The sequence below is a fragment of the Streptomyces sp. NBC_01296 genome, from assembly GCF_035984415.1.
Classification (GTDB): Bacteria; Actinomycetota; Actinomycetes; order Streptomycetales; family Streptomycetaceae; genus Streptomyces.
Window position 1 is genome coordinate 234,265 of sequence record NZ_CP130720.1, and the last position, 14,426, is coordinate 248,690.

The following is a 14,426-nucleotide window of genomic DNA, read 5'->3' on the forward strand; positions in this document are numbered from 1 at the left end:
CAGCGGCCGGTTCAGCGGGTGAAGTGGGCGAAGCGGTCGGGGTCGGCCGCCTTCCAGTCGGCTGCCCAGCTTTCGGGCGGCGATGCGAGCAGTTCTCCGGGGGCGAGCCAGGCGTGGAGTTCGGCGTACGAGCGGACGGTGTGCGGGTCCACCCGCTGGAGCAGCATGTGGGGGCGCAGCCCGCGCACGTCGTCGACGCCCATGGCCGCCATGATCTGCAGCGCGCTCTTGACGGTCGCCTGCTGGTAGCGCCGTACGCGCTGCGCCTTGTCATCGACGTCCAGGGCCCGGGCGCGCCGCTCGTCCTGGGTGGCGACCCCGACGGGGCAGGTGTTGGTGTGGCAGCGCTGGGCCTGGATGCAGCCGATCGCGAACATCATGGCGCGGGCCGAGTTGGTGTAGTCGGCGCCTTGGACCAGCCGTTTGACGAGGTCGCTGCCGGTGGCGACCTTTCCGGAGGCTCCGATCCGGATGCGGTCGCGCAGCCCGGAGCCGACGAGGGCGTTGTGGACGGTCATCAGGCCGTCGCCGAGCGGCAGGCCGACATGGTCGGCGAATTCCAGGGGCGCCGCGCCCGTGCCGCCCTCCGCCCCATCGACGATGACGAAGTCGGGGGTGACGTCCGCCTCCCGCATGGCCTTGCACACGGCGAGGAACTCGCGGCGCGAGCCGACGCACAGCTTGAACCCCACGGGCTTGCCGCCGGCGAGCTCCCGCATGCGGGCCAGGAAGTGCACCAGCTCGCGCGGGGTGGAGTACACGCGGTGGAACGGCGGCGAGACGACGGTCTCCCCCTGCGGCACCCCGCGCACCTGCGCGATCTCGGCGTTCACCTTGGCACCGGGCAGGACACCGCCGATGCCCGGCTTGGCGCCCTGACTGATCTTCAGCGACACGCACTTGACCTGCGGCTGTGCGGCCATCTCGGCGAACTGCCGCTCATCGAAGCCCCCGTCGTCGGTACGGCACCCGAAGTACCCGGTGCCGATCTCCCACACGAGGTCCCCGCCGGGGCGCAAGTGGTACTCGGACACGCCGCCTTCGCCGGTGTCGTGGGCGAAACCGCCCAGCTGCGCGCCGGTGTTGAGGGCGAGGACGGCGTTGGCGGACAGGGAGCCGAAGCTCATCGCCGAGACGTTGAGCAGGGACATGTCGTACGGCGCGGTGCAGTCGGGTCCGCCGACGCGGACCCGGGGCGGATCGGCTCGTACCGGGTGCGGGGCCATGGACGGGGTGAGGTATTCGCTGCCGGGCCGGTGGAGGTCGAGCTCGGTGCCGAACGGCTCCTCTGCGTCGGTTCCCTTGGCCCGCTCGTAGACGATGCTGCGGGTGTCGCGGTCGAAGGGTCGGCCCTCGACGTTGCGCTCGATGAAGTACTGCTGGATCTCCGGCCTCAGTGCCTCCAGAGCGAACCGGAGGTGACCGAGCAGGGGGTAGTTCCGCAGCACGGAATGCCGGCGTTGCAGCAGGTCGTACGAGGCAACCAGGACGAGCAGCAGCAACGGTACGGCCACGGCCCACCACCAGGGCGAGAGGAGGACGGCGGCGACCGCGGCGAGCGCCGCTGCGGCGCCGGGCAGGATCAGGGTGAGTGTCTTCAGCATGTTCCGCTTGTGTCCCGACGACCGCGTGCCAAGCCTTCCCGGGGGTGCCGGGGCCGCGCCGGCACGTGGGAGGCGTGGTTCACCCCGCCGCCTACGGCCGGGCGCGCGCGGCTCCGGCGGCGTCCGGCGCGGGCGCCTGTCCCGGCACCGGTGCCGACACCGGGTCCAGCACGATGCGCGGCAGGGCATCCGGGTGCTTCTCCGCGAGCCAGGCGACCAGTTGCTCCCGTACCGCGCAGCGCGCCGTCCACAGGTCGTCGGGGTCCTTGGCCGTGACGATGACCCTCACCACGATGGTGGAAGGCGTCGTCTCGGTGACGACGAGGTCCCAGCCGCGGCCGTCCCACTCCTTGCAGTTGTGCAGGATCTCTTCGGCCTTGTCACGCATGAGGTCCACGGGTGCGCGGTGGTCGCAGTGGAGGAAGACGGTGCCGGTCATCTGGATGCCGCCGCGCGACCAGTTCTCGAAGGGGCGGGTCGTGAAGTACGAAACGGGCATGGTGATGCGGCGTTCGTCCCAGGTGCGTACGGCGAGGAAGGTGAGGGTGATGTCCTCGACCACCCCCCACTCGCCCGCGACGACGACCGTGTCGCCGATGCGTACCATGTCGCCGAAGGCGATCTGGAAGCCCGCGAAGAGGTTTCCGAGGGTGGACTGGGCGGCGACGCCGGCCACGATTCCGATGATTCCGGCGGAGGCCAGCACGGAGGTGCCGAGCGCGCGGAAGCTCGGGAAGGTGACGAGCATCGCGGCGACGGCGATGACGGCCACGAGGACTGTCACCACCCGCATGATCAGGGTCACCTGGGTGCGGACGCGGCGCAGTCGGGCCGGGTCGCGGGTGGAGGTGGCGTAGCGGGCGTACCCCGACTCGACGACGGCGGAGGCCACGGCTACGAGCAGCCAGGCCCCCGCGCCGATCAGGGTGAGGGAGAGCGCCCGGCCCAGGGCGGCGGCGTGGTCGTGCAGCGGTGGCCACGCGATCTGCCGATAGGCGCCCCTGAGCAGTGCGGCGAACAGCACGATCAGCAGGGCGCGCCGGCACCGGCGCAGCAGGTTCCACAGGGGCGTCTCGGGGTGACGCGCGTCGGCCCGGCGCAGCAGCAGGTCGACGACCCAACCGGCCGCGAGGGTGAGCAGGAGAGAGCCGCCCAGGACGGTCAGCACACGAAGAGCGCTGTTCATATCCCCTCGTCGAATATAGGTGACATGGACGTTCACGCCCCTGCCCGCTGGGAGGGCGCTGACACAGGAGGTCTGGTTTCGCTTCCGTTTCTCCGCGGCACAGCGAAGTCCTGCTGGAGCAGCGACTCATGATCCGGCCCGCCCGGGGAACACGGCCGTCATCCACCGAAAGGGGCATGGACATGCTCGGCATCACCGCCGCAGTGCTGTTCTTCATCGCGTTCCTGATCAACGCCGCCGCCATCAGCACCAACGAAGTGTTCAGCTCCACCAACTTCATGCTGATCGGTCTCGCCGCGCTCGCGCTCCACGTCGCCGACACCGGCCACGGGTGGGCGGCCCGCGGACGGGGCCGGGGCCGTAGGCGCTGACCCCATGGCGTCGAGGGAAAGCAGGAGCGGAGTCCCGCGGCGCCGCGCGACGCTCGGGCGAGATCTGGTGCTCGCCGTGGGACTCGCCGGTACGGCCGTGGGCGGGCTGGCCGTCTTCGTCAAAGCCACCTCGGCGGCCGGGACGCGGATGCCGGTCCTGCCCGTGGCCGCAGCTGTGGTGCTGCTGCTCGGCGTGGCGTTCGCCGGATGGAGCGTGTCCCCCGTCAGGCCTCGCCCCACAGCACCACCCGACCCGGGCGTGCGCCCCGCTACGGGCGTGCGGCCCGGGACGGATCTGCCGGATGTGGGAGCCGACGCGCTGGACCATGCCGCGGTCGATGCCGACGGCTTCGAGCACACCATCGCCGCTCTCTGCGTACGCGACGGCTGCACCCCGGTGGAAGTGGTGGGCGGCGCGGGCGACCTGGGCGCCGACGTGATCGCCACGACCCCGGACGGGCTACGCGTCATCGTGCAGTGCAAGCACTACGCCGAGGACAACCGGGTCGGCTCGCAGGACCTGCAGCGTTTCGGCGGGACGTGCTTCGCCGTCCACGACGCCGACGTCGCGATCATCGTCACCACCGGCCACTTCACTGCGCCTGCCCTTGAGTACGCCGCCACGTGCGGCATCGTCTGTGTCGACGGCGAGGCCCTGGCGGCCTGGACCGAGCCGGGCGTACGGCCGCCGCCCTGGGAATCGGACACCGTCCACTCCGACGACTCCACCGACGGCGTCCGGGCCGGCCACTGAGCGGGGGCCGGCCCGGTCACCGGGCACTGAGGGGGGATCGGGCGGGGCTATAAGCAGAGGCCTGGTCGTGAAGAGCCGTGGCACGGGCCCGGGGTACGCAGGAGCCCGGCCGCGTGATGGCGGGGGGATGCCACCACGCGGCCCGGGTCCGCTGGGGAACCCGCGCCGCTCACCGTCGCAGACTCCCGTGACCAGCCTTATGGCCGGTTTCCGTCGACCCAAACGGTCGGAGCGGACTTCTTTCTCGGAGTGGGTCGACGGTCCCGCACACAGGGGCGTGGAAGCACGGGTCTCCGGGCAGGCGCACCGTCGACGCAGATCCCTCCGCACCCGGGACCACGGGGCCGGAGGGCCCACAGTTCCGATCGAAGGAATCGAAGGAGTTGTTTCGCATGACGGAGAACGTCTGGGCCTACCGCGCCGGCGTCGACTACCTCGCGGCCGACCTCACCGGCTACGCGGTCGAGGCGCTCGACGGCAGCATCGGCAAGGTCGACAAGCACTCCGACGAGGTCACCGACGCCTATCTGGTCGTCCACGCCGGCATGTGGCTCCTCGGCAAGGACGTACTGCTGCCGGCCGGCCTGGTGACCCGCATCGACCACGCAGCGGAGAAGGTCTACGTGGACCGTGCGAAGGAACAGATCGAGACCGCCCCGGAGTTCCGTCGCGACGGGCACCTCGGGAACGCGGACCATCGCGAGGCCGTGGGCACGCACTACCTCTCCGGCATGCCGTTCGGCGTCCCGCCCGCCTGACCGGATTCCCGAGCTGCCCTCGCGGCCCACGTTTGCGGGGCGCGATCGGGGTCAGACGCGGAGAGCAAGGCATTTCCCGCATCCTCAGGGAGTGATCAGCTGTGTCGACGAACGAGCAGGGCCGGGCCAAGGCCGAGCAGGCCAAGGGCAAGGTCAAGGAGACTGCCGGCCGTGCGGTGGGCATCGAGCGACTGACTGCTGAAGGCCGCGCCGAAGCGGCGAAGGGCGATGCCCGCCAGGCCAAGGAAAAGATCAAGAACATGTTCAAGCGGTGACCTGACCGCTCCGCAGAGAGCGTGCCTCGGTCCCGAACCCGTCGAGGGTTCGGGACCGAGGCACGTCCGCACCCACCGACCGGCACCGACGGGAGACCGGCCGGTCCGTCGCACTCAGATCCCGCCGGCGAGCACCGTTCGCGACTAGATCGCCCGCCCTCATCTGCCATCCTGCACCCGGCCTACGGCGAAGGATCCCCTCGTTCCCCCGGCTGGGGCAGGGCCGAAGCGCAGTAGACATGCGGCGACGTGGCGTCGTCCTTCGCTGTGGGTGCGAGAACCCCGGCTTGCCCGGGGGCATCACGTCCCGAGCCCTGGACCGTAATCAGCTCACCCTGCCTGGCGCACCCACCTACCCGAGGAAGCCCTCACCAGCTGCATGTCAGCGGGCCAGTAACCGGTCGAGGAGCTTGTCGAAGTCGAGGAACTCCTCCCCCACGCCGATGACTGCGTACGTCTGCTCCAGGAAGCCTGTGAGCGCATGGGCTTCCAGGAAGAGGACGGCACTTTCTTGCATCTTCACGCCGGGACCCCGCAAAGCGACGCGGAGGTCGTCGCGGCCGGCTGCCCTGTGGGGGCTGAACGTGACGTCTCCCTCGCCCACCGGGCGGTGGAGCCCCTCGGCGAGCATCTGCCGGTCGAAGTGCCAACGGGCCAGGACTATGGGGCCGTCGAAGAACGTGGCCTGAACCACGTACGGATCCTCGGCGTCATACGAGAACCGGGCAAGGAGCGGCACACGGCCCCTCGCCGCGTCGAGGCGGACAGCGATCAAAGCAGACACACAGGACATCGACAGGCCTCCGGGATTGGGCTGCACGGTGGCACTCGTCTGCCCCGCTTCACACCTGCCACACGGCTCGATCGGGGGATCGGCCGGGAAGGCCGCACGGTCTGAAGGCCTTTGGTACGCGGCCCGGTCCGTCCATCCGGCCGTGTGCCGGGCTCCCGTCCCTTGCTTCCCCGCACGGCGGCCGCCGAGCACGTCCAAGCTCGCATCCGCAGAAACGACATGTACGACGGATGTGCCGCGGGCCCGGTGTGGAAGCGGCCCGGGCGGGACGGTTCAGATCCGTTGGGCGCGGTGGAGGAGGCTGTGGAGTCCGTGAGGTCGCAGGGCGGCCCGGGCAGCATTCGCGCCCGGGGCTCCGTGGACGCCGCCACCGGGGTGAGCGGCCGCGGAGGCGAGGTAGAGACCCCTGACGGGGGTCTCGGGCCGGCCGGTGCCGGGGGTGGGGCGGAAGATCGCCTGCTGGTGCAGGGCGAACGGTTCATCGGGGACCTGTCCCATGGCGATCTGCGAGGCGAACCGGGTCAGGCCGTCGACGCCGTCGGCCACGGGGACCGTCCCCGCCCCGGCGGCCTGCGGCGCCGTCCACGGCACCGGACCGGTCAGCGCCCAGTCGACCTTGAACGTCGCGAAGTCCCACTGGAAGCGGTCGAGGTCCCGCAGGAGGCGGGACGGAAGATGTTCCTCGCCGATGAGGTCCCGGTACAGGGGCGGTGCTGACGTGTCGGCCAGTACGGCCCGTCGCGCGCTGACGTTCTCCCCGACCGCCGTCCTGACCCCGACCGCCGTGCCACTGCGTACGGAGCAGGAGTACGGCAGGGGCAGCGGAACCATGGACCCCATGCAGACCAGGCCCACGAAAGATCTCCTCCGGTCCGGATCGAGGTGCGAGTCGCGTCAGCCGGCGGCGGCGCGGACCAGATCGCCCACAACGTCACCCAGGCGCCCCCGCCGCAGATACGCAGCGCGCTGACGGGCAGACCCGCCCCCGGAGCTCCGCACCCGGTGGAGGAGCTCCTCCGCAAGCCCGAGGTCTCCCACGGCGGCCAGCCCGGGCGCGGTTCGGGAAGGGAGCCGCTCTGCCAGCGTCAGGGCCGGCACGTACTCTCCGCGCAGCGAATCCAGGCCTTCACCGGCCGACCCGTAGCGGGCGGCCAGCCGGTGGGCGGTGTGCAGGCCCTGGGCGGGCACGTCGGGCGGTGGCCGCCCGTCCCCGATGTCGAGCAGCAGTGTGGTGGCCAGCCCCCGCACCAAGGCTGTGAGCAGCTGCACCACGTCGAGGTCGGCGTTCACGTCGCAGACCCGGATCTCCAGCATCGGTACGTGCTCGGAGGGGCGCGCGTACCAGTAGATCATCCGGCGGTCCAGGAGGACGCCGGTCTTCACCAGGTGGTCTGCGACGCGCTCGTACCCGACTTCATCGAGAAGGGGCGCGGCACCCCGGGCCAGCGCGCGTGCTCCACGGACCGCCGGCTTGCCCACCCCATGTTCCGCCCGAGGGAGAAGGGCGAGTTGGCAGCGAGGGCCTGAAGTGTCGGTAGCCAGGGGCGCATGTGGTTGGCCAGCTCGAGGGCTTGACCGCGTCCGGTCACCCCAACGTGGATGTGGCAGCCGCACACCATCCCGTCGTACGAACCGACGAGGGAGGGCCACCGCGCAGCCATCCGCCCATAACGCTCTCCCGGCGTAACGGTCAGCAGGCTCCCCGGCGGGATCACAGGAGTTCCGATGGCCACCAGAAGGCATCCCGCGCTGGCTGCCACCTCCCCCATCACCTTGCGCAGCAAAGCCAGTTCGGACCTCAGCTCCGCCAGATCCGCCGTGGGGCGGGTGCATACCTCAACCTGCGCGCCGAAGAACTCCGCCTGAACCTGCTCGCCCAGGACCGCGGTCGCGACCTTCACCACGCGTGGACCGCGGGCCACAGGCAGTCCCGTTCGCCGGTCCACGAGCAGGAACTCCTCCTCAACCCCGACCGTCAGACTGCGTCTGCCCTGCGGCAGAGTCGTTCGTGCACGATCTACGCCGCAAACCGGGGCGATCACTGCGGAAGACATGTTAGGAGCCCTTCGTCGAACGGGCCGGAGTGAGCCGGAGCCGGCTGTCCCGCGGCACCTCACGCCTACCCCGCTGCTCGGCCTCCAGTCGCTGCTCGCTGCGGGAGCCGCCTCCTCGGGCGTCCATCGCCCCTGTCACCGTTACGACCTGCGAAGCGGCCCCCCGCCGGTCTACGCGCGGGAAGGGGCCATGCCGCTGACGGCGCCGAGGGCCAGCCCGACCGGTTTGTAGGCGACCTTTGACGCTTTCATCGGCTTCGGCGGCTGCGCCGCACCATCAGGAGGATGAGCAGAGCAACGCCGGCTACGAGCAGCGGCTTGCGGTTGGCACGTGCCACCGTCGCGACCTGGCCGGCCTTGTGGAGGATCGGATCGGGTGTCGTGTCCTTCACCAGCTGCGCGGCATGCTGGATCTGGTCGGCCACCAGGGCGGTCTTCTCGGCGGCCTGTTCCTTGACGGCGGCCGTCTTCTCCTTCGCCTGTGCCTTGATGTCGGCCTTGGCGGCCAGTGCCTCGATCGTATGCCCGAGCTCGTCGCGGGTGTGCTCGACTTGCTCGCGCAGCTCGTCGGGTGTGGGTGTGCCGATATTGGTTCCGGGTTCGTTGGTCATCGGTGCGCTTTCTCCTTGATCTCGGCCAGGTCGGCCTTGACGCTGTCGATGGTCTGCTCCGGGACGGGGGCGCCGGCCTCGGCGATCTGCTTCTTCCCTGCCATTGCGGTCACTGCGGCAACCACCGCGAGCACCGCCGCGAGGATCAGGGCCGACGCCCACACCGGGAGTATCAACGCAAGGGCTGCGATGCAGGCTGCTACCAGGGCCTGGGCTGCCAGGATTCCGATCAGGCCCGCCGCGCCGAAGAGGCCGCCGCCCCTCCCGAAGCGTTTCCCCTTACGAGTCACTTCGGCCCGGGCCAGCTGCATTTCCTCACGGACCAGTTCCGAAATTTGCCGGGAGGCCCGCGAGACCAGCACGCTCACGGACTCATCGGTGCTGTGCGTCTGCCTCTCTATCGTGCTCATGCGGAGTCTCCCCTTTAAGACGCGCACGCTGTTGTCGTGGCGCGCCTACCCGGTAAATGAACGAGCACCCACGCCACGAGCAGGTGCTTCTGCGCACGCAGCGGCGCAGGAGCAGAACGGCCGGGATCTTCCAGCCGTTCGCACCTGCCGGCCGAGCGTCCATACGCGATCACTTCTCCATGCGGCGGCGGTCCTGGCCGCTCCAGGCGCGGGTTTCCCGGGGCCGGACATAGGGTTCCTCGTCTTCGGGCAGCCCTCCGGCGATCGCCCGCTGGCGGGCCAGTTCCGCGTCGAACTCGAGCCCGAGGAGAGTCGCAAGGTTGGTGATCCACAGCCAGACCAGGAAGACGATCACGCCCGCGACCGTGCCGTACGTCTTGTTGTACGAGGCGAAGTCCGCGACGTAGAACGCGAAGCCGGCCGAGGCGACCATCCAGATCGCCAGGGCCAGGAAGCTGCCCGGTGTCACCCACCTGAATCCGCGGCCCGTTGCGTTCGGGGCCGCCCAGTACAAGAGCGCGATCATGATGGTGACGAGGAGCACCAGCACGGGCCATTTCGCGATCGACCACACCGTCAGGACGCTGTCACCGATCCCCAGGGCGGTGCCCGCCCGCCGCGCCAGGCTGCCGGTGAAGACCACGATCAGCGCGCCTGCGCAGGCGAGGACCATCAGCGTGACGGTGAGCGCCAGGCGCAGCGGCAGCACCTTCCACACCGGGCGGCCCTCGGGCACGTCGTAGACGGCGTTCGCGGAGCGGATGAACGCGGCCACGTAGCCCGAGGCAGACCACAGCGCCACGACGAGGCCTACGACCGCCATCAGCGACCCGACGCCGCCACGGCCCTGCAGCTGCTCGACCGCGTCTCTGATCACGTCCTGGGCGGAGCCGGGCGTCAGCTGCTGCAGGTTGTCCAACAGCCGCGCGGTCGTCGACTCCCCGGCCAAACCCAGCAGGGACACGAGGACCAGCAGGGCGGGGAAGAGCGCAAGTACCCCGTAGTAGGTCAGCGCCGCGGCACGGTCTGCCAGCTCGTCGTTCCGGAACTCCTTCGCCGTGCCGCGCAGCACTGCTTTCCAGGAGCGTGCGGGCAGGTCCGAGGGCTGATCCGGGGCCCGCTCCTCGACCAGCTCGCTCGGACCCGCGACGGCATCACGCTCGGTGTCGGCACGCTCACGGCCGCTGCCATGGCCTCGGTCCGGTAGGGGTGTCATACCCAGCGGCTTTCCATCCCAGCGCCACTCATGCCCGTACGGCAATCCCAAACACATTCCCTCGCGCCGGACGAAGCTCCCGGATCCGGCCTTCAAGAGCCAGGCGTTGCGGCGGAAGGCGCGACACAGGCTGCCTGACGCCATCGCCATGAGGCCGACGGCAAGTGGGTAGCCGAAGCTCCAGCCGAGCTCCGGCATGTGCTCGAAGTTCATTCCGTACACACCGGCGACCATGGTGGGGACCGCGAAGATCGCGGCCTAGGCGGAGATGCGCCGCATGTCGTGGTTCTGTGGTGTCCCGGAACTCGCGTACCTCTCGGTTCGGGGAGTAGATGTCCTCGATGTGGTCGACGCGAGAGAACGAAAACACCTGGTCCTCCAGCCGGTTGAGCGCGGCACGCACCGTCTCGGCGGCCTCGCCGTAGGTATCGACGATGACGTCCAGGACAGTGTGCAAAACCGACAGAGGGCCGAAGCGCAGCATCGACGGGTCGGCATCCAGCCGGCGGGCTGCGTCGGCTGCCTGATCCAGCGCGTCGTGCCGGACGGTGAGCACGTAGCCGGGGCCGACGAAGAGCATCAACTCTCCCGTCTCCAAGGCCGTTTCCTCCTCTACGTACCAGAGGGTTTTCAGTGCGACGGCCAGTACGTCGCCGAAGCGCTCCCGCTTCGGCCGCTGGTGCGCCTGCACCGCCTCGACTGCCAGGCGGTGCAGGCCCAGTTGGCCGGCCAGCTGCACGAGCTCGCCCTCGGCTGCGTCTGCTCCCCGGGCGACGGTCGCCCGCGTAACGGCTACAGACGGGTGCGCGGACCGGATGACACTGTCAGGGGGCCACTGTCCGAATCTGCGGTGCAGGCGCCAGCCGCGTCCGGGTCCCCGACCACCAGCCCGACCGGCTCCGGGTAGGCGCGATCCCGATCCGGGAGGCGCCGAGGCCAGGGCAAGGAAGACGCAACCCTGACCGCTGGACTTCGCCATGCACTGGTTCAAGGGCCAGCGGGTCGGCACCGGCTCCTCCCGTCAGGCCCTGGCGGAACTACGTCAAGAAGCAAAAGCGCAGGGCGTTGGCGGACTTCCCCTGGGTGGAGCTGCGACTGGCCGTTCTGCTCTCCCCCGATCGTGCGCGCACCTGAATCGCCTCGCACCTCCTCGGCGGCCAAAGGGGATGAATCGCATCGCTTGCGACATCAAAGAGGGGTGTGCGGGTAGCCGGACACCATGGACTCCAACGATCACACTCCGCTCCGCGCTGTCGCACTGGTCTGCACTCTGTCCCCCTCCCCCGCTCCGTCGAGTTCCCAGCTGCTGGCCGAACAGACCATGGCCGCCCTCGCCGAGCACGGTGTCACCGGGAAGACCATCCGGATCGCCGACCACGACGTGAAGCCCGGCGTGAAGACCGACATGGGCGACGGGGACGCCTGGCCGGAGATCCGGGACACCATGCTGGGCTGCGACATCCTGATCCTGTCGACGCCGATCTGGCTCGGGCACCCGTCCAGCGTCGCCCAGCGGGTCCTGGAGCGGCTGGACGCGGAGATCTCCGAGACCGACGACGAGGGCCGCATGCTCACCTGCGGCAAGGTCGCCTCAGTCTGTGTCGTCGGCAACGAGGACGGCGCACACAAGGTCAGCTCCGACCTCTTCCAGGGCCTCAACGACGTCGGATTCTCCCTCGCCCCGAACGCCGTCACCTACTGGGTCGGCGAGGCCATGCAGGGCACCGAATACCAGGACCTCGACAAGACCCCCGAGAAGACTGCCGGCACAACGGCCACGCTCGCCGCGAACACCGCCCACCTCGCCCGCCGCCTCAAGGCCGCGCCGTACCCGGCGAGCTGACCCGCGGCTTCGCCCCTGCGCACAGCGAATCCCGGACCGGAGAAGTGAATGTCACCCCAGGAACCATCCCGCGTTCCCGACCCAGCCACCCGCTGCCCTCATCCGCCGTTCGCACCGGGCAGGAGAGAGGTCAACGGCCCTCATCGAGGCACCGTCTCAGCCATCCCCCACCTCGGCGGCCCCAAGGAGAACGATCATGCAGAAGCAGCATTCATCCACCGACACCGCCAAGAACGAGCTGCCGGGTAAGCCCGGCCAGGAGTCTCCGCCTCTGATCGAACCGACGGAGCCCACGGGGCCGCTTCCCCCGAAGCCCGACCAGGACGGCCCCGAGACGGTCGGTCCCACCGGGCAGGCGACGGGGGCGGACCAGGCACGCCTGGGGCAGAGCGGCGCCTACCTGACGACGGCCCAAGGAACACGTCTGCCCGACACCGATCACTCCTTGAAGGCCGGAGCACGCGGCCCTGTGCTGCTCCAGGACCATCACCTGCGCGAGAAGATCACTCACTTCGACCACGAGCGGATCCCCGAGCGGGTCGTCCACGCGCGTGGTGCCGCCGCTCACGGCGTCTTCCAGGGCTACGGAACCGCCGGCGAGGTGTCCAAGGCCGCGTTCCTCGCCAAGGACGTGGAGACGCCCGTGTTCGTGCGGTTCTCCACCGTCCTCGGCTCGCGCGGTTCGGCCGACACCGTGCGCGACACGCGTGGCTTCGCGACGAAGTTCTACACCGACGAGGGCACCTTCGACCTGGTCGGGAACAACATCCCGGTGTTCTTCATCCAGGACGCGGTCAAGTTCCCCGACGTCATCCACGCCGGCAAGCCCCATCCGGACCGGGAGATCCCGCAGGCGCAGAGCGCGCACGACACGTTCTGGGACTTCGTGTCCCTGCACACCGAAGCCACCCACCACACCATCTGGAACATGTCCGACCGCGGCATCCCGAGGTCGTTCAGGATGATGGAGGGCTTCGGAGTCCACACCTTCCGGCTGGTCAACGCCGCCGACGAGAGCGTGCTGGTCAAGTTCCACTGGAAGCCGAAGCTGGGCGTGCACTCCCTGGTCTGGGAGGAAGCACAGATGATCAGCGGGATGGACCCCGACTTCCACCGCCGCGACCTCTTCGACGCCATCGAGTCTGGCGCCTTCCCCCAGTGGGAACTCGGCATCCAGGTCTTCCCCGACACACCGGAGCAGGCCTTCGAGGGCATCGACCTCCTCGACCCCACCAAGATCGTGCCGGAGGAGCTCTCACCCGTTCAGCCCATCGGGCTGATGACCCTGAACGCCAACACCAAGAACTTTTTCGCCGAGACCGAACAGGTCGCCTTCCACCCCGGCCACCTGGTTCCCGGCATCGACGTCACCGACGACCCACTGCTCGCCGGACGGCTCTTCTCCTACCTCGACACACAGATCAGCCGACTCGGCGGCCCGAACTTCGGCCAGATCCCCATCAACCGGCCGCACGCCCCCGTCAACGACATGCTCCGCGACGGCATGCACCAGAGCGCCGTCCACACCGGCATCGCCCCCTACCGGCCCAACAGCCTCGACGGAGGCTGCCCCTTCCTGGCCGGACCCGCTGCGGCCGCCTTCATCGAAACGCCCGTGAAGGTCCCCAAGTCGAGCAAGGTCCGTGAGGCACCGGCCTCGTTCTCGGACCACTTTGCCCAACCACGCCTCTTCTGGCTCAGCATGACCCCGCCCGAGCGCGAACACATCATCGCCGCCTACAGCTTCGAACTGAACAAGTGCTACGAGCAGGCCATCAAGGAACGCACCCTGAAGGTGCTGGCGAACATCGATCCGCAGCTGTGCGAACAGGTCGCCAACGGCCTCGGGCTGCCAATTCCCGCGGCCACCGTGCCACTCGTCGCAGCCGACCCCAGCCCCGCGCTCTCCCAAATGGGCGGTACCTGGCCCACGGACGGGCGCGTAATCGGCATCGTCGCCGACGCCACGGCCGACCTGGACGGCGTACGGACCGCCCGGCGGGCCATCCTGGACGCCGGCATGGTGCCCCTCATCGTCGCCCCGACCGGCGGCACCCTCGACTCCAAGGGTGACCCGATCGCCGTTCAGCGGACCTTCGCCACCGCCCGTTCTGTCGAGTTCGATGCCGTCCTGCTGGCCGGAGTGCCCCAGGCCGGCGCGGACGCATACGGTGCGCGCGACGTCAAGGCCGGTACTGCCCGGCCCCCCGAAGCCCCCGACCCGCGCGTACTGCTGCTCATCACCGAGGCGTACCGACACGGCAAGGCCATCGGCGGCTGGAACGGCGCCGAGCGGCTCCTCGAATCCGCCGGCATCACGGCAGGCGAACCGGGCATTGCCGCCGCCGACAGCGGTACCACGGTCGTGGACGCACTCGTGAGGGCCCTGGCCGAGCACCGAGCCTGGGACCGGTTCCCAGCCGCCCTCTGATCCGTGCAGAAACCGACCCGGGGTGGCGTTCCGGCGCACGATGTCGTGCTCAACCCGTGCGACCTGCTCCTCGTGGCCCGCCTCGCGCAGGAGCCGGACAGCGTCGCCGAGCCCGAAGTC

The 14,426-nt window shown here is 69.7% G+C and carries 12 protein-coding genes and 4 pseudogenes; 6 read left to right on the forward strand and 10 right to left on the reverse strand.

Annotated elements, in window-relative coordinates; genetic code table 11:
* Window positions 1–11: 11 nt before the first annotated feature.
* Window positions 12–1,604: an FMN-binding glutamate synthase family protein gene (locus OG299_RS01100; RefSeq protein WP_327360063.1), complete on the reverse strand. Its 1,593-nt coding sequence runs from the start codon at window positions 1,602–1,604 to the stop codon at window positions 12–14.
* A gap of 91 nt (window positions 1,605–1,695) precedes the next feature.
* On the reverse strand, window positions 1,696–2,790 hold the full coding sequence (locus OG299_RS01105) for a mechanosensitive ion channel family protein (RefSeq protein WP_327360064.1): 1,095 nt from the start codon (window positions 2,788–2,790) through the stop codon (window positions 1,696–1,698).
* A gap of 182 nt (window positions 2,791–2,972) precedes the next feature.
* On the opposite strand from OG299_RS01105, the gene OG299_RS01110 reads away from it, so the two are divergent.
* The 4 genes from OG299_RS01110 (at window position 2,973) to OG299_RS01125 (ending at window position 4,948) form a co-directional block, all read left to right on the forward strand.
* Window positions 2,973–3,161, forward strand: coding sequence for a hypothetical protein (locus OG299_RS01110; protein WP_327360065.1), 189 nt, complete (start codon window positions 2,973–2,975; stop codon window positions 3,159–3,161).
* Window positions 3,162–3,165: 4 nt separating this feature from the next.
* Window positions 3,166–3,915: a restriction endonuclease gene (locus OG299_RS01115; protein WP_327360066.1), complete on the forward strand. Its 750-nt coding sequence runs from the start codon at window positions 3,166–3,168 to the stop codon at window positions 3,913–3,915.
* Between the two features lie 392 nt (window positions 3,916–4,307).
* Window positions 4,308–4,673, forward strand: coding sequence for a PRC-barrel domain containing protein (locus OG299_RS01120; protein WP_327360067.1), 366 nt, complete (start codon window positions 4,308–4,310; stop codon window positions 4,671–4,673).
* A gap of 101 nt (window positions 4,674–4,774) precedes the next feature.
* The gene (locus tag OG299_RS01125) at window positions 4,775–4,948 is read left to right on the forward strand and encodes a CsbD family protein (RefSeq protein WP_327360068.1); all 174 of its coding nucleotides are present in this window, start codon (window positions 4,775–4,777) and stop codon (window positions 4,946–4,948) included.
* Between the two features lie 382 nt (window positions 4,949–5,330).
* On the opposite strand, the gene OG299_RS01130 is transcribed toward OG299_RS01125, so the two are convergent.
* The 8 genes and pseudogenes from OG299_RS01130 to OG299_RS01165 all read right to left on the reverse strand — a co-directional run.
* Window positions 5,331–5,687, reverse strand: a complete 357-nt coding sequence (locus tag OG299_RS01130; RefSeq protein WP_327360069.1) for an SsgA family sporulation/cell division regulator — start codon at window positions 5,685–5,687, stop codon at window positions 5,331–5,333.
* A 327-nt stretch (window positions 5,688–6,014) separates the two neighbouring features.
* Window positions 6,015–6,539 (reverse strand): annotated as a pseudogene (locus tag OG299_RS01135) (hypothetical protein); the annotation flags it as partial.
* A 96-nt stretch (window positions 6,540–6,635) separates the two neighbouring features.
* Window positions 6,636–7,795 (reverse strand): annotated as a pseudogene (locus tag OG299_RS01140) (carboxylate-amine ligase).
* Between the two features lie 248 nt (window positions 7,796–8,043).
* Window positions 8,044–8,406: a DUF3618 domain-containing protein gene (locus tag OG299_RS01145; RefSeq protein WP_327360070.1), complete on the reverse strand. Its 363-nt coding sequence runs from the start codon at window positions 8,404–8,406 to the stop codon at window positions 8,044–8,046.
* Window positions 8,403–8,816, reverse strand: a complete 414-nt coding sequence (locus tag OG299_RS01150) for a phage holin family protein (RefSeq protein ID WP_327360071.1) — start codon at window positions 8,814–8,816, stop codon at window positions 8,403–8,405. The genes OG299_RS01145 and OG299_RS01150 overlap by 4 nt, the downstream gene beginning before the upstream one ends.
* A 169-nt stretch (window positions 8,817–8,985) precedes the next feature.
* Window positions 8,986–10,032, reverse strand: a complete 1,047-nt coding sequence (locus OG299_RS01155; protein ID WP_327364426.1) for a YihY/virulence factor BrkB family protein — start codon at window positions 10,030–10,032, stop codon at window positions 8,986–8,988.
* A gap of 168 nt (window positions 10,033–10,200) precedes the next feature.
* A pseudogene (locus OG299_RS01160) lies at window positions 10,201–10,266 on the reverse strand (CorA family divalent cation transporter); the annotation flags it as partial.
* 97 nt (window positions 10,267–10,363) lie between these two features.
* Window positions 10,364–11,011, reverse strand: a pseudogene (locus tag OG299_RS01165) (CorA family divalent cation transporter); the annotation flags it as partial.
* Between the two features lie 240 nt (window positions 11,012–11,251).
* On the opposite strand from OG299_RS01165, the gene OG299_RS01170 reads away from it, so the two are divergent.
* Entirely contained in the window at window positions 11,252–11,875 is a 624-nt protein-coding gene (locus tag OG299_RS01170; protein WP_327360072.1) for a flavodoxin family protein, read from the forward strand.
* 196 nt (window positions 11,876–12,071) lie between these two features.
* Entirely contained in the window at window positions 12,072–14,306 is a 2,235-nt protein-coding gene (locus tag OG299_RS01175) for a catalase (protein ID WP_327360073.1), read from the forward strand.
* The last annotated feature ends 120 nt before the right edge of the window (window positions 14,307–14,426 follow it).

Coding starts and splice junctions, on each gene's coding strand:
- OG299_RS01100 (WP_327360063.1), bottom strand. CDS start 1,604: ATGCTGAAGACACTCACCCTGATCCTGCCCGGCGCCGCAGCGGCGCTC.
- OG299_RS01105 (WP_327360064.1), bottom strand. CDS start 2,790: ATGAACAGCGCTCTTCGTGTGCTGACCGTCCTGGGCGGCTCTCTCCTG.
- OG299_RS01110 (WP_327360065.1), top strand. CDS start 2,973: ATGCTCGGCATCACCGCCGCAGTGCTGTTCTTCATCGCGTTCCTGATC.
- OG299_RS01115 (WP_327360066.1), top strand. CDS start 3,166: ATGGCGTCGAGGGAAAGCAGGAGCGGAGTCCCGCGGCGCCGCGCGACG.
- OG299_RS01120 (WP_327360067.1), top strand. CDS start 4,308: ATGACGGAGAACGTCTGGGCCTACCGCGCCGGCGTCGACTACCTCGCG.
- OG299_RS01145 (WP_327360070.1), bottom strand. CDS start 8,406: ATGACCAACGAACCCGGAACCAATATCGGCACACCCACACCCGACGAG.
- OG299_RS01150 (WP_327360071.1), bottom strand. CDS start 8,816: ATGAGCACGATAGAGAGGCAGACGCACAGCACCGATGAGTCCGTGAGC.
- OG299_RS01155 (WP_327364426.1), bottom strand. CDS start 10,032: ATGACACCCCTACCGGACCGAGGCCATGGCAGCGGCCGTGAGCGTGCC.
- OG299_RS01170 (WP_327360072.1), top strand. CDS start 11,252: ATGGACTCCAACGATCACACTCCGCTCCGCGCTGTCGCACTGGTCTGC.
- OG299_RS01175 (WP_327360073.1), top strand. CDS start 12,072: ATGCAGAAGCAGCATTCATCCACCGACACCGCCAAGAACGAGCTGCCG.